Genomic DNA, 19,250 nt, shown 5'->3' with positions numbered 1-19,250 from the left:
CTAAGGGGGGAACTATGTTCAAAATAAAAAAGCTTTTATGCGTGGGATTATTGTTTCCGTTATCGGGTTGTGGGACAACATTAGGTTCAGATTCAATTCAAATTCAGCCGTTTGATTTATCAACGCCTTTAATCGAATCATCCATTGCTAAAACGGATCACGATGTGTATTTTGTCGAGAATGCATCGCTTTATTACTATAATATCAACCGACAAAAAGTAGCACGATTAACCGGGATGTCGTTTGCGGATGACCAAGAAGTTGAAAATGATCGGATATCCTATACACGCTACTTTGAGAGTTTTGTGCAAGATAGCGACTTAATTTATTATGGGGATTATCTTTATGGACTTTTCGCGCGCATGAGTGCCGATGGTGGAAGTGCTTATTCGCTTGGACGCTTGAATCGCAAAGGGGAAGCGTATGAAGAAGTTCTCCGCTTTGAAACCTTACCGCTTCGTTTTCGAATTGATTCAGGCTTCATCTATGTTCTTTTTGAAGATGAAGTAACCGGGGAATCCATTATTGAAGTTTATGACCATCATTTTAAACTAATTGAACGTAATCTGTATCCTGAATCCATACAGACATATCAATTCTTCATTGATAAAGGGCAATTGAGAATTCCAGAAGAACCGTTGACCGTTTATGAAGATGAGACCATGCGACTTTACTATGAGATCCATCGGACAACGGATGATTCAAACACTTCTTTAGAAAATGCTCGCGTGACGGCAGTTTTTTCAAAGGGTGATTACGAAATTAGACTTGATAATAAAATTATTATGTATGCAAATAAAGATTATTTCTATACTTCAAGTCTTGATGGCATACAAGCATATGAACAGTATGATCATAATGGAACGTTGATCAGTAGCGTAGTACCCGCTGAGACAATCACATCTCGCGGACCGGAGAGTGCGATGTTTACGCGTAGTGATTTTTCACTGATGTTACGCGTCGTGGATGATCGTTATGTTTTCGGGAAATCACAGGAAGCTCACTTTATATGCGATTTGGCGATGAAGGAGTGTGATTATCTTGTTAAATAGGTTGGAAGTAAGGAATTTAAATAAGGCTTATGGCGCTACGAAAGCTGTGAATAATCTTAGCTTTGATATGGAGAACGGGATTTATGGGCTTGTTGGGCATAATGGTGCAGGGAAGAGTACTTTAATTAAAATACTTGCAACCTTGATGAAAGCAGATTCGGGAACAGTATCTTTTAATGGAGAATTGATAAAAGATTACACCGTATTTCGAAGTCTTTTGGGTTATATGCCTCAAAATCAACCGTTACCTGCACAGATGACTGTCGAGCATTTTCTCTTCTATATCGCATCCCTAAAGGCGATTCCAAATGATTTAGCGAGATTGCGGATTGAAGATCTTTTGACGCGTTTTAATTTGGAAACAAAGAAACATCATAAATTAAGTTCTCTTTCCGGTGGGATGAAACAACGGGTCTTGCTTGCGCAAGCGATGTTGAATGATCCCGCAGTTTTAATCTTGGATGAACCAACCGCAGGTCTTGATCCTGTTGAACGGAGCAATCTAAGAAATGTAATCATGGAACTTTCTGGTGATAAAATTGTTTTGATTGCAACGCATATTATATCCGATATCGAATATATAGCCGATAAAATAATGCTTCTTCAAAAAGGAAATATCATTGAATTTGATACACCGGATAAACTTATTTTAAAGATGCGTGTCTTTGAATCCACGCTATCTTTTGAGGCGTATAAACGTTTCGCTCAAGAACATAAAATTATCAATAGCATTCGCATTGGGGATCAGGTAAGAATTCGCCACTTTAGTGATGACATTGAAGGGGTAAAGGTTAATCCAACAATCGAGGATCTTTACCTGTACGCACTATCATGATCCATCTTGAACTCAAAAATCTAAAAATGCGCATGAATTTTCGAATGCTCGTGGTGATTGTTTTAGCCTTTGTCTCTTTAAATATGGTTTATTTGAAATCTACAAGTGCGTATGATGCACTTTATAAGGAATATTCTAAGCATACCGACTTGTTCACAAATGATTCAGTAGATGATGCCACAATGTATTTTGAAGAACAGATTAAATACATATCAGGTTATCATGAAAACATTGATCAAGAGCTTCAAGAAATCAATGACAAACGTGAGACGGGCCTTTTTGAAGATCCCAAAGATGTTCATAAATTGAATAAGGAACATGATTTTTATGAGAAGCTCAAACTTGAACCCGTTGAATTTATAAACATCCAACGCCATGAACTAATTTTACGCAGTCCAACGCCTAAGATTGTGATGCTGCTCTTTGGTTTTTATTTACTCTCCTTACTTTTTGGAGAAGATCTTTTAGAAGGGACACTTGAGATTTATCAGCCAACACAAAGAGGTCTTTCAAAATTATTTCGTTCAAAAATGGTGGTGCTAACGGGGTTACTCTTCATTGTGACGGGCCTTCTAATATTATTTGATGGGTTTAGATTGGGGTTTTCAAAGGCATCCATTCACAGCATTCCCTATTTCAAACATGTTTGGCTTATGGGAAGTGTGTTTCACTATTCAATGTTTAGGTATATCTCAATTTTTGTAGTGACCCTAATGCTTTTACTGTTAACTTTATTTTTTATGACCCTTACGCGAAATACACTTCTTACAGTAATCGCAGGATTAAGTGTTTTCTTTGCGCAAGGCATGCAATATGCAATGATTCCGATTCATTCAAAATATGGCTTCCTTAAGTTTTATAATATTTACTATATGGTTGTCCAAGATAAAGGCGATTACCCTTATAATTTACTTCTTTTTAGTGTAGTTCTGACTGGAATTTTGGGCATTGTTTCATATGACTGCTACGTAAAGCGTGGACCAATCCGTAAGCATAAGGGGGCGGGAATTCCAATTCGAAGTACACATCGAATTGTTCATAGCATGTATCAACTTTGGATAAGTTCTTATGGGTTAATAATTCTTGTTTTTGTACTAATGTTTGGTATCTATAATATTAAAACCTTTTCGATCAGTACGACCTCAAATGAACAGTCTTATCAACTTTATAAACAAAATTATCTTGGCCCCATTGATGATTCAAGTATCATAAGACATAACCAAGCACTTGAGATAATTCAAGAAGCTGTAAGAGAAAAAGAAAAGATTCAAATAATGATCGAACGGGAACCTGAGCGTGCTCATGATCTCTACGTGGAGCATGACGCGGTATTTAAACGTGCCCATGAAATTTCAAATGCACTACGATTTGATGAAGAACTGAAACAGGCACAGATATTGGGTGTTGATACCATGATTGATAATCGTGGTGCCTCACTCATCGTTATGAAGAACCAAGTCTTCTATCGTCTTATCTTTATGGGTGTTTTACTGGTCCCAATGTTTTTCTTAGGCTATCAACAATACCACCTTATTTATGACCGCCGTAATGAAGGGTTTATTCATGTAAGTAAAACGGGAATGAAAAACTATCGAAAGACCCATAGATATTCACTCTTGATTTATTCAATGATGATGAGTTTCACAATGATTGCGATGCATATTCTAAAAATTACCAAGGTCTTAAATGTAGATTTTTCAAATACAATGAAAGACCTCCTCATTACATCGATTCCGTCACGTTAAAAACAGGCATTGTTTTAGTGTGGGTTATGTTGACGCTCATGAGTTACGGTATCGGACGCATTGGAAATCTGATGTATTTAATCCAAAGGAATGTATTTAATGATAGCCTTTAAGTGATTTATAATCTTTTTAAAATTCATCCGTAATTCTAGAGAATACGATATAATAGAAGATATTGAAATGAGGATGAGATATGCGATTGGATAAATTTTTAGCTCATAATGGATTTGGAACACGAAAAGATGTAAAGATTCTTGTGAAAAAGGGTATGGTTACGGTAAACCACGATGTGGTACGGGATGCAGGTATGGTTTTAAACCTTGAAAAGGATGAAGTCTTTGTTCAAGGGGAAAGCGTATCGTACCAGAAGGATATTTACTTTATGATGAACAAGCCGGCTGGATATATTTGTGAACATAATCCTGAAATGTATCCCTCTGTTTTAGAACTCATCGAATCGTATCATCGTGATTTGGTTTTTGTCGGTCGCTTGGATGCGGATACGGAAGGGTTACTCTTAATTACAAACGATGGCCAGTTTTCACATCGTGTTGCGCACAGTAAAAGTAATGTTCATAAACAATATTATGTTGAGTTGAATAAACCGTTTGACCTGCGCTTTTGTGAGGAATTAGAAAAAGGGATGATGTTAGGGGATGAACTCTTGAAACCTGCTCAAGTTGAGGTTGTGGGGGAACGCGCCATCCACTTAACAATCGGTGAAGGAAAATACCATCAAGTGAAACGCATGATGCATGCCTGCGATAATGAAGTTACGTATTTAAAACGCATTAAGATTGGTGCGTTGGAACTGGATTCATCCTTACAACCCGGTGAATATCGCGATTTATCAGAGGAAGAAATAAACTTATTTATCAAATAAGTGGTAATATGATGAGTCTTATGTGATTTGGGTATCTTTTTGAATTAAAAGGTACTACGATTAATGTAATATGAGTTTATAAACTTGAAAGGAGCATTGATATGGAACCATTAAAACGTTCAGACAAAGTGAAAAAGTTCAGATATGTTGGTTCAGTTGCGGTTGTTTTGATTCTGGTAATTATTGTCTTTGTATATCAACTAACAAAACCAGCCAAACCAACAATTGTATTTAAAGATAATGCGCAATTAGAACAATACACTTACTTAAGTAATGCCGCACTACAAGATGCGATTGATTTGGAGAAGAGTAATTTTGGAACGTATCACGTTGAGTTTTTGAAAGATGGTAAGATTGTGGATCCTGAGACCATCCGACAAGAACAAATTCAGTTGTATACAACGATGCATAACATTCCCTATCCATTTCCAGAAGGCTTTGATGATAAGGGAATTATGGACTTGCTAGATAACGGGGATGAAATTCCTGTTGTCGGTGATTTAGAAATGCGTTTTATCGCATCGTTTTCAAATGGTGAAGAAGCAACCTTCGAGAAAGTCTTTAAAGCCGTTGATACAATTCCACCCAAAATAACGTATCTTTTGGATGATAAAGACGTTGAAAGTGGTGCGCGTATTGCGGTCCAAACAGGGGGTGATGAAGGGGAATTGCGTGTTACGGATACGCGATTTGATCACGATGTGGATATTCAATTCAATACTTCAAAAACACCTGTGAAAGAGGCGACACTGCTTAAAATTGAAACTTCTGATGGTGTCAACGAAACGCAGTATCAAGTCTATCTCTATTATGTGGATCTGGAAAATGTTTCCAAAGAGATGTATCAAATCTTAAAAAATGCCGGAGTTATTAATTTAGATCGTATCCAAGTCAAAGAGTCGTAAGACTCTTTTTTTATGGTTCTCATTAATATCTAACACGATGTTAGATATTTGTTGACTGAAAAGACCGCTTGTGTTAATGTTTATCTAACATAACATTAGATGAAGATATAACTAAGTGTAGGAGGATGGTTTATGATCCAGAAATTAAAACGCGCATGGCGCGAAAGCAATCGTTTCAATCGATATGTGGTACTCCTTTGTAGTTTCGTATTAATTGGAGCCATGGAATTAATGGCATCGCAATATTTTGGAGCACTAACCCAATCGATATTACTGCGTGATTTTACCCAAACTCAAACCAGTTTAATAGGGTTTGCTTGTCTTACCCTCCTTGCGGTATTGATGACCTATCAGGCCCAAAAATATCAAACTCAAGTGATTGAAACAATGCGCAGTCAATTTAAAACAAAAACAGTTGATTGCATTTTGGAAAGCGATTATCGTGTCAGTTCACAACTGGAACAAGGTGATCTCATTGGACGGCTTGAAAATGATGTTTCCAGCATTGTTTCCGCAACAAATTTAAGTGTCACCTTATCCAAAGCGATCGTACTTTTAATAATCTTATCCTTTGGGATTCTTCGTATTGATGTGCGTTTATTAATCTTGTATTTTATTCCCCTTCCACTAGCTTTTATCATTCAACGTTATGCTTCTCAAAAATCCAGTGATTTCATCCTTCCATGGAAAACGGCTATGGGTAAAACCAACGCCCTCACACAGGATGTCATGAATAACCGAACGACCATAAGAACCTTTGGTTTGTATGATACGGTTGCTTCATGGGTCGAAAAAGCACTGGTGGATTCACGGGATAAGGGAATCTACGGAATCCGTTCCCTCTACTTACTGCAATTTCCATTTTCAGTCTTTGCCATGCTTCCCAATTTCCTCATTGGTATTGGTGGAACCTATCTTATCGCACATGGTGAGCTCGAATTGGGTCAACTTGTCAGTGCTTTTCTTCTAGTTCAACTGATTTCAAATGAATTTAATGTTATTGCGAATATGGTTCAAAATATTCCGCAATTATTGGTTTCAACGGAACGAATTTATCCAATTTGGGATGCTGCGAAAGAATCGTTCGGAAATGCGGTGGGAGCAGAGGATAGCGATCCTGTTATTGCTTTTAAAGATGTATCTTTTGGATATCCAAATACGGATACTCTCGTATTAAAGGGCTTCAATCTTGAGATTTATGATCAGGAACACGTCGGTGTTGTGGGAACCAGTGGTTCAGGGAAATCAACGCTGATGAAGCTCCTGTTAGGACTGTATACGCCTCAATCCGGAGCGGTTTATTATAAAGGGATTTCGATTCAAGATTGGGATAAACAAGCCTTACGTAATGACTTGGCGGTTGTGTTTCAAAATAGTGAATTGATGAATCAAAGCATTCGTCAAAATCTTCAGTATGGCAATCAGATGGTATCGGATAAGCAACTTCATGAGGTGCTGGATCACGTTCATCTCTCAGACTTTGTGGATCAAAACGGCTTGGACTTTATTGTTGGCGAGAAGGGAAACCGCTTGTCCGGGGGACAACGTCAACGCTTGTCGATTGCACGAGCACTGCTTAAAGAGAGTGATGTCATGTTGTTTGATGAAGCAACTTCAGCTTTAGATGTGGAAACAGAACAGCTCATCCAGCATGTTATGGATACGATAGAACGTACACAACTGATTATTGCGCATCGTCTTGCAACCTTACGCAATTGTGATCGCATTATTGTGATGGATCAAGGGGCGGTTGTTGCGAGTGGAACGCATCATGAACTGATAGCTCAAGACGGAATCTATGCAAGCTTAATCGCAATACAAAATGGAGGTGATCATCATGACAAACGTATTTAAAACCATGCGACGAATATCCAAAATTGGTTCGTGGGCGTTTGTTGGCGCAATTCTAGGCGGTTGTGTTGCCAGTCTCGCAAATTTTGGTCTTAACTTTACGTTTGGAAAGATGACACAGATTTCCATCGAACAAGCTACAGCAGGAACTTTTGATTTACAAATCCTCCTCACAATAACCGGTCTATTCCTCCTTATGTTTCCACTTCTTGTAATGGGACAAACGGGAAATCTTATGGGGGGATTAAACGCAGAGAAACGTCTGAAAGAACACATGATTCATCATATCTTACGTCAAAAAGAAGCAACAATTCGTGCTTCACATACCGGAGATATGATGACCTTATTAACCAGTGATGCGGATGTCATTAATAATTATTATTTCCAAGGATTCAATTACATGTTTATTCATCCTACTGTGGGTGGTCTTGCAGCTTTAATCACAACATTTTTTGTGGATGTACGATTTGGGGTGATTGCGGTTGTGTTGGGAATTGTAAGTGTATGGGTGGCAACACGGTATGCAGACGCAATTCAAAACGATTTCGTATCAGCACGAAATTTTCAAAACAAAGCAACCAATCAAGTCTCTGATATTATTGCGAATGAAACAATGGTGCGTTTGTATAATGCACAGAATACGGTGGTGGATGATTATCGTGAGTTAAACCAAGCGCATGCAAAGGCCCTCATAAATGCGGAAGTTAAAAAGCATCGAGTAACTATGTGGAATGATGGATTTGGGGCTTTGGGTAAAATATTGTTTGTGGGAATTGGCTTTTACTTAGCACGGACCACTGATTTTGAATTTGCGAAGGTAATGTTGTTGTTACCATTACAGGCATCTATTGGATATATGTTTGGAAATTTTGGTGTTGCTTGGAACTATATTTTGGAAGTTCAAACATCTGCGGATCGCATCTTAACGATGTTGGACATGGAATGTGAAGAGGGTCGTATTGATAGACCAGACCTAAGTCTTGGGAAGGGTCATGATTTAATTACCTTTGATCAGGTTCAATTTGGATATCAACCAGATCATACCATTTTAAAGTCTGTTGATTTTACGATCAGTCCACAATCTAAGGTGGCGTTTGTGGGAGAATCGGGAAGTGGGAAGTCAACCATTTTTCAATTACTTCTTGGCTTTTATAAACCCGATCAGGGGCGGATTTTGTTGGATGGAAAGGATGTGCAAGATTATTCACTGCAAAGTGTTCGAAATCAAATTTGTTATGTCCAACAAGAATCCCCCTTGTTCAACACCACCATCCGAGAAAACATTCGTCTAGGCAGTAAAGGCATTGTCAGTGATGCGATGATTGAGGCAGCTGCACGCAAAGCCGCAATCCATGATTTTATTGTATCGCTTCCCCAAGGGTATGATACACATGTGGGCGAACAAGGTGGAATGCTTTCAGGGGGACAACGTCAACGCATCGCAATTGCACGTGCATTGATGAGTGAAGCACCCATTCTCATTATGGATGAACCAACATCCGCATTGGACAGTGAGTCAGAACAACTGATTCAAAAAGCCATCGCAAACATCCAAAACGAAAAAACAATTCTTATTGCGGCACATCGATTGAGCACCATTCGAGATGCTGATAAAATTATTGTATTAAATCAGGGTGTGATTGTGGAAATGGGAACCCATGATTCACTGTTAACAGAGCACGGTGTCTACGAACGCTTTGTGCAGTCCCAACATATTTAAAGGAGTTTACGATGAAATTTGAGAAAAAACTAAATTATGAATTTGAAGCTTATGTAATGTTTCGACGTTTTTTGACCCAAGAGGCCCCTTATGCAGAGGATGCTCATGCGATTCATGATCGCATTGATTCAATTTATAAAGGGTGTGAAGCATCGATGCTTCAAGTTCAAAAAGATTACCCCCATGCAACTGAAATTCTTGAATTACTTGGCAATGAAAAAGCACAACTGTACTATATTCCCTTTAAATGTTTTCTTGAAATCCAAACACGTAATCAAAACGAGATTGAGGCTTTATTGGTCGAAACCATTGAAGATATTTTAAAAGCATTTTTTAGTGAAGGATCCACGCGTCATGAAGGGATTTTCCAGGTAATCAATCATGCATCGTTAAGTTATTCTGAAAAGTGGGCATTAGTAAGTATGGTCGAGTCCGCTGATGTGCTGTCTCACGAGTTTAGAGGTATTGTGACAGACCTTTCAAAACCGCTGAAACAAATGTTATCGGTGTTTGAGCCAGAAATTGAGGTCTTAAACCAAGAGTGGACCGCGCGTCTTGAGTCAAATACTTATATTGAATATCTTCGTGATACGTTTGGAATTGTTTGGGATGATCATGAGGGGATTATTTATCCAAGTGTGATGGCTAATAATTCATTTGTGGATGTAACGTATTTGGGAATTACGATGACAGAAGCATTTTTAAATCGAAATCAACTCAGCGATAAAAATGCATGCAAGATGATGAAAAGTATGGGTGATCCAAGTAAATTTGCGATTTTAAAAGCCTTGAATCATGGACAAAAATACGGAAAGGAACTCGCAACCCTGCTTGATTTAACACCCGCAACCATTTCTTATCACATCCAAGAATTATTAAATGATGGGTTGATTCAATGTGAACCCAGCATCAATAAACGGGTTTATTATAATATTGCGAAAGACAGGGTTCGAGAATTGTTAGTGTTTGTGGAACACGAACTGGAACTCTAAACCAAAACACACTTTAAGAGTGTGTTTTTTTACGGAAATAGAGGAATTAATAATTCAACCATGGATATAGTCCGGGTTAACGTTTTGGATTTTTCAAATGAAAGGGGAAGTCTCTGTGTGGAAACCTCTAAGTCTTTCACAACCGGCGTTAATCCACAATTACGATAGACATCGTATAGATACAAAATGATTTGAGTTGATAATTCGATGAGAATACTCCAGTAGTGTATCAAAAACACAATAAATACATACAAAAATATCAAGATAATAGACAAATAATGCGTTGTACAGCATTGTCTCGAATGATAAAGTTATTTTTAATACGGGGGAAAAAATGTACAAATCAAGTAAAAAAAATTTACTATCAATTATGTTACCAATAATTGTAGTCCAAGTTATTTTTGTTTTAAAGCAAGAAATATTAAATTTCGATGCTTCTTTCTATTATTATACAATAACAAATCCAGGATTCTTTTTTGTTTATTATTTAATAATAATTAGTTTAGAGAGCATATATGCTCTAAATTTCGAATATCTCATCACACAAAATAAATTTGATGATTTAGTAATATTAAGAACTGGATATTTTAAGTATTATTCGAGCAAGATCAAAAACGTAATAAAGCGAACTCTTTTTATTTCGTTGTTACAACAAATTTCGTTACTATTAATCATTATATTTATCAAATCTCCACTGACCTTTGAAGTCAATGATCCGACATTAACGCAAATGTTACCGTTTAGCACACATAATACGATTAATTTCTTTGTTTATTTTTTACTTTCAATTATCGGAACCACAGTTTATTGTGTCTTTTTAAGCAGTTTAATTTATTATATAAAAAATAAATACTTATATACTGCACTAAGTCCATTAATTTCTATCACAACTATTTTTATAGTTGGAGTTTTTATCATTCCATTTACGAATAAATTAAGTGCATTGAAGAACTTATCAATGTATTTCTATGGCTTGGTTATAGGAAATCTTCCAACAGTTGGCAACTTCTCATCGGGAGCAAACAGACTTAACATATTTCTTGCTTCTGTTGTTCTTTACCTTTTAATAGCGATTCTTTTTTATGTTATAACTGTTAAAAAGAGAGAAACAGAAGGATGAACCCAAATAGAAAAATACTTTCGTGTGTTTCAAAGAAACAGTATATCTTGTTGTTTATATTTACAATTCTAAATATAATTGAATACGCTCTTATTTATAATTCAGGAGCGCGTGCTATCGCTGTTTTGTTGAATCATAATTTTTATTGGATGAGTTTAAATGTTGTATGTCTAATAATTGGTTTTACTATAGTTTATAAAATCTCAAAAACAAAAATTTTTCTGTTGGCTCGTGTAAATGATCGCGAATTATCGATAAGGTTACAGAGGACTATTTTTTTAATTTTTTGCTATGGTACGCTAGCACATATAATACCCGTAATATTTTTTGTTAAATTTGAATTTCTCACAATTTTATTTATCTATATCTTGTCACTACTTTTACTGTACTACAGTATATCTTTACTCTTATCCTTCGTAATTTATTTTAATAACCGATATTTTTTATTTGTTTCGCTCTTAAGTTTTTTGTTAACTTTTGGATTTCACGTTGTGTTTATGTCAGTTTTATAAAAAGGAGTAACCTATGTTAATATTAGAAAATATAAAAAAAAGCTATAAGGATTTAACTGTTTTAGAAAATCTAAATTTAGAACTAAACGATCATTCAATCATTTATATAAAAGGTAAAAACGGATGCGGTAAATCAACTTTATTAAAAATTATATCTGGAATACTAAAAGCGGATGATGGCAGCATAAAAACCAATTATAAAAATATAGGGGCTCTTATTGAAAATCCCTCTTTTATAGAAGACCAAACATTAATAAAAAACCTCAAATTTTTATTTAATATAAAATCAAATTTTAATTATGAATATGTAAAAGAATTAGCAGACGCTTTTGATTTAGAGATCGATAGTAAAATCAAAATGAAAAATTATAGTGTTGGGATGAGACAGAAAGCGGGTCTAATTCAGGCAATCATGGAAGATCAAGATCTTATTCTGCTTGACGAGCCAACACGCGGTCTCGATGATGAATCTATCTTAAGTTTCACAAATATAATCAGTAATATGAAGGCGAAAACTATAATAATTTGTTCACATGATGAAATAGAAGACATAAATTTTGATAAGAAATTAGAGCTCGTAAATGGTAAATTGGAAAAAATATAGATTTTTCTTACTTAACCTATTATTAATATTGTCTTGTATAACAAAAAATATCGTAGAGAGTAGTCAGATTGAACACCTTATTTTTAAAATCCCTTCGAGTAATTTCACATTAATGAAACTTTGTGCTTCTCTATTAGTTTCTATTTTTAATATTCTATATGTATTTGATTTCTTGACTCCGTATTTGGATGTTGAGACAAATATTAAAATCAGAAAAAAAGAGAAGTATTATTATTTTATATTTGAAAAATTAATATTCTCAATCATAACAATTTTTACGACAAATTCGCTTTTTATTTATTTTGTTCAAGCAGATTCTTTAGGTGTTTTCAGACATTTAGAATACTACTTATTACTTTGTCTTTTTGGAATCATGTTTCTTTATAACAAGAAAAATTCACACATTACTTTTTTTGTGTCTTTAGTAGCGATGATTGCTTATAGACTTATTTAAAGGGAATCAATTCATTTGTAATTACAAAATTAACCAAGGATTTCGTTCAGTGTTCACACATTGTTGTTTGTGAAACATGAATTCTAAGCAAAAAAACACACTTCTAGAGTGTGTTTTTTTTACGGTAATAGAGGTTTTAATGATTCAATCATGGATAAAACTGCGGTTGTTCCCCCTTCGGTTAGGTACCAAACTTCAGGATCCACATAGATGATATGGCCATTTTGGTAAGCTCGCGTTGCTTTCACAAAGGCATTGTCCATCAAGACTTCCGCATTTCCTTCACCACCGGTTACCCGGGAGCGATCCATTACAAGGATAAAGTCAGGGTTAAGGTCTTGGATTTGCTCAAAGGAGAGGGTAGAACCATGGGTTGAGACATCAAATTGTTTGGATACGGGCGTAAATCCGAAATCACGGTACACATGATCATAGCGGCTTTCAGGTCCGAAGGCTTTAATCTCATTACCATTGGCCATTAAGAAAAGCAAGGTGCCCGTTTGTTTTTGTGCTTCATTTTTGAATGCATCTACCTGACTTTCTAAATCAGTCATCAAGCCTTCAAGATCACGTCCTGGGTATAGTTGATGAAGTACCTCAGTATTTGCCTTCATGGATGCGATTAAGCCATCGGGATGACTGTCTCTTCCCATATAGATGGTAGGGGCAATTTTTGAGAGGGCTTCGTAATGTTTGGCACTGCGACCTGAGATAACGATAAGATCCGGTTGTGCTTCGCTTATGCGTTCATAATTGGGCTCAAAAAGCGTACCAATATCGGTAAGGTTTGGATCCAACTTTGACTTAAGCGTTGTCGTTAAGGAGGCAGTAGGGACCCCGGAAATTGGTAAATCATAGGATTCCATCATATCAATGATTCCCATATCAAAGACAAATACGTTCTGTGGGTTTTCGTTAACCTCGGTTGTTCCTAATTTATGTGTAATGGGAAGAGTGGTATCTTTTGTTTTTTGAGGTGTACATCCCGTCACGAAGATGAGGGCAAAGCACACGATTAATGTTTTAAAGTTCATAGTTCCTCGTTTCTACACAACATTGTTTGATTGTGTTATGGGTGAAAATTGTAAAGTCTAAATCATAAAGCTGTTTTAGGATGGGTTGTGTTAGCGTTGAATCAACGGCGCCATGCGCAATGCATTCCCCATCTTTTAAGCAAACAACCGCATCACAATACCGATATACCATATTTACATCGTGCATAATCATGACGATGGTTTTATTGCGATGGGTTACGAAATGGTTCAGGCATTGCATGAATTCATGAGCATGTTTTAAGTCCAGATTATTTAACGGTTCATCCAAAAGAATTATTTCGGTATCTTGAGCTAAGACCATCGCGATATAGACACGCTGAAGCTGACCTCCGGAAAGGGTTTGGATGGATTGGTCTTTAAAATCCCAACATTCCATGTCTTGAAGGCATGTCCTCACAATTTGATGATCTTCTTCCGTTAGTTGACGTGGATTATGGGGGTAACGACCGTAGGATACAAGATCGTAGACACTTAAATTCAAGTTATGGTGATTGCGTTGTTTTAAAATCGAAACGTGTTTCGCAAAATCAATGGCTTTGAAGGTTTGGATATCGTTGTCGTTAAGATATGTTTTCCCTGATGAGGGATGGGATAATCGTCCAATTAGATTGAGTAAGGTTGATTTACCCGATCCATTTTCGCCAAGAATGGCGGTCATAGCACCTTTTTGAATTGTGATTGCACAGTTCTCTAAGGCATTAAGGGTCCCATAGGTTTTAGTAAGGCTTTCTGTTTTAATCATGTTTACGCTCCTTAATCATAAAAATAATTAGTGTCAATGAGCCAATCAAATTAATCAAAACGGTGATGGTTCCGGTGAAATTAAAAAGACGTTCAAAGATAAGTTGGGATCCGAGAAGCAGTATAAAGGCTAGAAGCGTTCCGGTGATGATAATCGGTTTTGTTCTAGCATTTGGACACAGTTCTTGGGCTAAATTGCTGGTCAGTAGACCAAGAAACGTTAGTGGTCCGACAAGACTTGTGACAAGGGAACTTGCGAGAATGACAAGAAATAAGACTTCCTTGTGGACCAAAGGGACATCCACACCTAAACTTTGTGCAGTATCATCCCCAAGGACTAAAACATCAAACTGGTGGCGTTTGTGGTTGTAGATGCCGATGATGAGAAGCGTAAGCAACACGGAAATTCTTAAAAATTGTGGTTGGATGGCATTAAAGGATACAAAGTTTTGACTTTGAAGGATACTGAATTCCAGCGGATCCATCATCATTTGTAGGGTTGTGGAGAGTGCACCCATTAAGGTTGAAAAGACTGTCCCAATTAGAAGCATCAAATAGATGTCATTTCCACATCGATTTAAGATTTTTGGGTAGATCATGAGGCCGATGATCGACATGGTGAATAAGGCGATTAGTGGATTAAGCATCGGATTGTTTAGAATCATAAGACACCCGATTTGAATCAAAAGGTACAGGCGTTCAAAGCCCAATAAAGCCGGAGAGACAATGCGGTTATGGGTTAGCCTTTGAAATAACGTTGTGCTCAGATTAACTAGATACGAAGTGATGCATAGGGTGAGGATTTGAACGCATCGTCGCTGAAAGATATACGCGCTGTTTAAGGCACTCCCCAAATAATAAACAGCACAGATAAAGGCAATCCATCCTAAGATTTTTTTATAATTCATGGCGAATCATTCCTAGAAATCCCAAAGACCCAACAATTCCCAAAATAAATCCTACGGGAAGCTCGTAGGGGAAGATTACGATGCGTGCAATAAGATCACATCCTAAGACCAGGCATGACCCATAAAGCCCACACAGTAAAAATGAGTTGGATGATCCATAACGCATGGCAATCATATTGGGGACAATCAAGCCTATAAAAGGCAGTGTTCCCACCGTCACCACGACCGAAGCGGTAAGCAGTGATACGAGCACCAAAGCAAGGTTCATTACGGACTTAGGTTTTAAGCCAAGATTCCGCGCAAAATCATCGCCAAGGGATAGAATATCGAATGTACGGGCGGCAAATAATGCACACAATAACAGCGGAACGGCCGTAAAAAGCAACTCATAACGCCCTGCAATCATTTGAGTAAACGATCCCGTCATCATCCCTCCTAAAGCTTGCATTAAATCAAACTTAAGGGCTAAAAAGGTGGTGATCGATTCAATCATGGTTCCGACCATAATCCCGAGAAGTGGAATAAAGACTACATTTTTTAAGGGAATTAGACGTAAGAGCCTCAAAAAAAGGGCGGAACCTAAAATCGCAAAGCCATAGGCAAGCAAAGTCTTATGGAGTAATGATGCCCCTGGAAAGACAATCAACGCGATGAGAATTCCCATCCGGGCTGCATCCATCGTAACAGCGGTTGAGGGAGACACAAACCGGTTACGCGTCACCTTTTGCATCATCATTCCCGAAATGGCTAATGAACTACCGGTAAGAATAATCGCGCAAAGACGGGGAAGACGGCTTGTAAGCAGAATCGACCACGCATCGCTACTCCCTGTAATCAAGGCGTTAAAAGACAAGGGCAAGACACCTACAAATAATGATCCAAAACTAAGAATCAATAAGAACATTCCTGCCCATGTGGTGTGTCGATCTTTAAGCGTAAAACGAATAAACATATTCTCGATTCCTTTCTGTTACTGCCCTTTTAGTGTATGGAAGTGCTTTAGAACACACAAGCAAAACATTAATTAAGTTTGGCTCTTTTTTCACAAACTCTTAATAATCAGGCCTGATTCCGATTGGAAATGACATTTTAGAGGTCTAAATGATACTGGTTTTCGTTATCTTGTGAAAAATTACGCTTCATCTACAAAAACCACCCTGATTGCGCTTCTAAAATAAACGTTTTGTGAAAAGCGTTCATTTTATGACAGAAATTGAATTTTTCAGGACAAGAAAGTGGTCTTTATGTGTGGAAATGATACGATGTCGTTGTAGAAAAGTGTCCGTATATGTGTTTAATGGATTGAAGGTAGTCAAAAAGGAGTTTTTGTCTTTTAATTATTAAACGAAATTAAGATATTTTTGTGTATAATTGAAATTTTCAAACAGATGGATTTAGCATAATTATCCCATATAGGCTAATTAAAGCGATGAAATTGTATATGTCGATGAAAAAGAAGTAATGATTGTGATTCTTTGAAAAGAACGGGTCATTGAATATCATGGTGATGTAAAACTATTTCTTATTTAGAAACTGCTACGAATAAGTGAGGAACGCCATATAGAACACTTCAAAAACCATGGTGTGGATACACAATTAAACAAGCAAATGACTATGATGTAGAAGGCTTGAATTATAGATTGATACGCTCTTTTAGCAATACAAAAATTTGCGGAAATAACACTAGCATCTATACCAACAATACCAACCTATATTATCTTAAACTGGAGTAAACAGTCACGTGCTACTTATAGCGGTATGCGTGTTTGTGTTGAATTTCTAATCGTTTTCAAAATAGAAAAGATCAGTCTTTGACCCAGAAAGGAAAAAAATAATGACTACGATCTTAATCGTTCTTGTCTTGCTATTAGGATGTTCAAAATCAAACAAACCAAATGATGAACAAAAAGCAAAAATAAACGAAGCTACTGATCGTTTAATGAACGCAAATGCGGTCAACATTGACTTAGTGCTTGAGATGAAACCAGAAAAACGCGAACAGCTTAACGATGCCGTGTCCGCAAATATGGGAATTAAATATGCGAAAGCAAGATTACCGCTTGATTTTGATTTAATTTTTAAAATTAACGTACCCGATGAAGACGATGCATCGATGAACATCTATAAAAAAGGTTCTGATGTTTATATGGACTTTATGGAACAAAAAATGAAGATTGATATTAAACAAATTCCACAAGTTGGTACAATCTTAGAATTTCCATTTAGTGATATACAATCCAAAACTACGGATATTAATTTTGACAAAGCAACCGTCGTATTGGAAAACAATCAACTTGTTTATACCTTCGACTTAAATGATCTTTTACAATCCGATACATTTAAAAAAGCATTGGCAGAACAAGGTCATGATGTAGACTTAGATTTTAAGCAAGGTCAAGCGATTGTGAAGGTAGGGGAAGAGATTGAAAACATGGACCTCAGCTTTATGGTAACTGAAAAGAATTCGATGGAATTGATGGAATTAATGATTACAACTGAAGTTGTTGGGTTAAATGATTCAGTAGAAATGTCATTCCCAAACTTTGATGCATTCATCGACATGACTCAACTATACCAGTAAATATTAGTAAAATTTACGCAATAAAAAAAGCAAGAAAATAACATTTCTTGTTTTTTTATTACATTGCATTAATCTTGTAAACTGATAAAATAAACTTAGAAGAAGCCAAGAATTGGCCTTGGGAGGTAGTATGAAAGTTTTAGTTACAGGTGGTGCTGGTTATATTGGGAGTCATACATGTGTTGAATTATTAAACCAAGGATTTGAAGTTGTTGTGGTTGATAATTTAAGTAACTCAAGTGTCGAAGCACTCAAACGTGTTGAAGCAATTACTGGAAAAACCGTTACGTTTTATGAAACCAATGTTCTTGATAAACCAAGTCTAAATGCAATTTTTGAAAAGGAATCCGTGGATGCTGTCATTCATTTCGCAGCCTTAAAAGCTGTGGGTGAAAGTGTATCCAAACCTTTAGAGTATTATCAAAATAATATTACAGGAACACTTACTCTTTGTGAGGTGATGCGTGATAATGATGTAAAGAATATTATCTTTAGTTCATCCGCAACGGTTTATGGAGCACCTAAAACCGTTCCAATTAATGAATCATTCCCACTTTCCACAACAAGTCCATATGGAAGTACAAAACTCATGGCAGAAGATATGTTGCGTGATTTAAATATTGCAGATCCTTCATGGAACGTTGTGATTTTACGTTACTTTAATCCAATTGGTGCCCATGAGTCAGGAACGATCGGCGAAGATCCAAAAGGTATTCCAAATAATCTTGTTCCTTACATCACTCAAGTGGCAGTTGGAAAATTAGATCATCTATCTGTATTTGGAGATGACTATGACACGGTTGATGGTAGTGGTGTTCGCGATTACATTCACGTGGTTGATATTGCTTTAGGCCATGTGGCTGCACTTAAGAAAATGACAGAAACACCAGAATACCGTGTTTATAATCTTGGTACAGGTCAAGGATATTCTGTTCTAGAGATGGTTAAAGCATTTAGTGATGTAGTCGGTCATGAAATTCCTTATCAAATTAAAGAACGTCGCCCCGGTGACATTGCGGAATGTTATGCTGATCCACAAAAAGCTCGTGAAGAGTTAGGATGGGAAGCAAAACGTGATCTTCATAAAATGTGTGAAGATTCATGGAACTGGCAAAAATCAAATCCTAACGGATACGAACAATAATCAGGAAAAGGAGTTCCAAATGGTGGAGTAGTAAACTAAAAGTAGACAAGTAAAAAAGACTTGTCTACTTTTTTTGTGTAATAATAAAATCAGAGATAAAACGGAGGTATTAATGATGGGAAGACCCAAAGGCGGATTAAATAATAAA

The 19,250-nt window shown here is 36.7% G+C and carries 16 protein-coding genes; 12 read left to right on the top strand and 4 right to left on the bottom strand.

Annotated elements, in window-relative coordinates:
• The first annotated feature begins 14 nt into the window (after positions 1-14).
• From EPJ89_RS01720 to EPJ89_RS01675, 10 genes are all read left to right on the top strand, one after another.
• The gene (locus tag EPJ89_RS01720; protein WP_200548855.1) at positions 15-1,052 is read left to right on the top strand and encodes a hypothetical protein; all 1,038 of its coding nucleotides are present in this window, start codon (positions 15-17) and stop codon (positions 1,050-1,052) included.
• Positions 1,033-1,887 carry an ATP-binding cassette domain-containing protein gene (locus EPJ89_RS01715; protein ID WP_200542842.1) on the top strand — a complete coding sequence of 285 codons (855 nt, stop codon included), beginning with the start codon at positions 1,033-1,035 and terminating at the stop codon, positions 1,885-1,887. Before EPJ89_RS01720 ends, EPJ89_RS01715 begins: the two co-directional genes overlap by 20 nt.
• Positions 1,884-3,632: a lantibiotic ABC transporter permease gene (locus EPJ89_RS01710; protein WP_244660779.1), complete on the top strand. Its 1,749-nt coding sequence runs from the start codon at positions 1,884-1,886 to the stop codon at positions 3,630-3,632. The genes EPJ89_RS01715 and EPJ89_RS01710 overlap by 4 nt, the downstream gene beginning before the upstream one ends.
• 193 nt (positions 3,633-3,825) lie before the next feature.
• Entirely contained in the window at positions 3,826-4,515 is a 690-nt protein-coding gene (locus EPJ89_RS01705) for a pseudouridine synthase (protein WP_200542839.1), read from the top strand.
• Positions 4,516-4,616: 101 nt separating this feature from the next.
• Entirely contained in the window at positions 4,617-5,420 is an 804-nt protein-coding gene (locus EPJ89_RS01700; protein ID WP_200548854.1) for a hypothetical protein, read from the top strand.
• Positions 5,421-5,552: 132 nt separating this feature from the next.
• Positions 5,553-7,274, top strand: a complete 1,722-nt coding sequence (locus EPJ89_RS01695; protein ID WP_200548853.1) for an ABC transporter ATP-binding protein — start codon at positions 5,553-5,555, stop codon at positions 7,272-7,274.
• Positions 7,258-8,991: an ABC transporter ATP-binding protein gene (locus EPJ89_RS01690; protein ID WP_200548852.1), complete on the top strand. Its 1,734-nt coding sequence runs from the start codon at positions 7,258-7,260 to the stop codon at positions 8,989-8,991. The genes EPJ89_RS01695 and EPJ89_RS01690 overlap by 17 nt, the downstream gene beginning before the upstream one ends.
• Positions 8,992-9,002: 11 nt before the next feature.
• Complete coding sequence (locus tag EPJ89_RS01685) at positions 9,003-9,983, top strand: ArsR/SmtB family transcription factor (RefSeq protein ID WP_200548851.1); 981 nt, start codon at positions 9,003-9,005, stop codon at positions 9,981-9,983.
• A gap of 334 nt (positions 9,984-10,317) precedes the next feature.
• Positions 10,318-11,103, top strand: a complete 786-nt coding sequence (locus EPJ89_RS01680) for a hypothetical protein (protein ID WP_200548850.1) — start codon at positions 10,318-10,320, stop codon at positions 11,101-11,103.
• A gap of 525 nt (positions 11,104-11,628) precedes the next feature.
• Complete coding sequence (locus EPJ89_RS01675) at positions 11,629-12,219, top strand: ATP-binding cassette domain-containing protein (protein WP_200548849.1); 591 nt, start codon at positions 11,629-11,631, stop codon at positions 12,217-12,219.
• Between the two features lie 573 nt (positions 12,220-12,792).
• On the opposite strand, the gene EPJ89_RS01670 is transcribed toward EPJ89_RS01675, so the two are convergent.
• Genes EPJ89_RS01670 through EPJ89_RS01655 form a run of 4 tightly spaced genes read right to left on the bottom strand, consistent with a single transcriptional unit; the run spans position 12,793 to position 16,329 of the window.
• The gene (locus EPJ89_RS01670; protein WP_200548848.1) at positions 12,793-13,707 is read right to left on the bottom strand and encodes a siderophore ABC transporter substrate-binding protein; all 915 of its coding nucleotides are present in this window, start codon (positions 13,705-13,707) and stop codon (positions 12,793-12,795) included.
• On the bottom strand, positions 13,697-14,470 hold the full coding sequence (locus EPJ89_RS01665) for an ATP-binding cassette domain-containing protein (RefSeq protein ID WP_200548847.1): 774 nt from the start codon (positions 14,468-14,470) through the stop codon (positions 13,697-13,699). Before EPJ89_RS01665 ends, EPJ89_RS01670 begins: the two co-directional genes overlap by 11 nt.
• On the bottom strand, positions 14,463-15,377 hold the full coding sequence (locus EPJ89_RS01660; protein ID WP_200548846.1) for an iron chelate uptake ABC transporter family permease subunit: 915 nt from the start codon (positions 15,375-15,377) through the stop codon (positions 14,463-14,465). Before EPJ89_RS01660 ends, EPJ89_RS01665 begins: the two co-directional genes overlap by 8 nt.
• Entirely contained in the window at positions 15,367-16,329 is a 963-nt protein-coding gene (locus tag EPJ89_RS01655) for an ABC transporter permease (RefSeq protein WP_200548845.1), read from the bottom strand. The genes EPJ89_RS01660 and EPJ89_RS01655 overlap by 11 nt, the downstream gene beginning before the upstream one ends.
• A gap of 882 nt (positions 16,330-17,211) precedes the next feature.
• On the opposite strand from EPJ89_RS01655, the gene EPJ89_RS01650 reads away from it, so the two are divergent.
• Together EPJ89_RS01650 and galE are read left to right on the top strand one after the other, a co-directional pair.
• Positions 17,212-17,958: a hypothetical protein gene (locus EPJ89_RS01650; protein WP_200548844.1), complete on the top strand. Its 747-nt coding sequence runs from the start codon at positions 17,212-17,214 to the stop codon at positions 17,956-17,958.
• 130 nt (positions 17,959-18,088) lie between these two features.
• Complete coding sequence (gene galE, locus EPJ89_RS01645; RefSeq protein WP_003774843.1) at positions 18,089-19,102, top strand: UDP-glucose 4-epimerase GalE; 1,014 nt, start codon at positions 18,089-18,091, stop codon at positions 19,100-19,102.
• Positions 19,103-19,250: the final 148 nt, after the last annotated feature.

It is taken from the genome of Erysipelothrix sp. strain 2 (EsS2-6-Brazil) (assembly GCF_016617625.1).
Lineage (GTDB): Bacteria > Bacillota_I > Bacilli_A > Erysipelotrichales > Erysipelotrichaceae > Erysipelothrix > Erysipelothrix piscisicarius.
The sequence above is the reverse complement of the archived record's forward strand: the minus strand, read 5'-3'. Positions and strand labels throughout refer to the sequence as shown.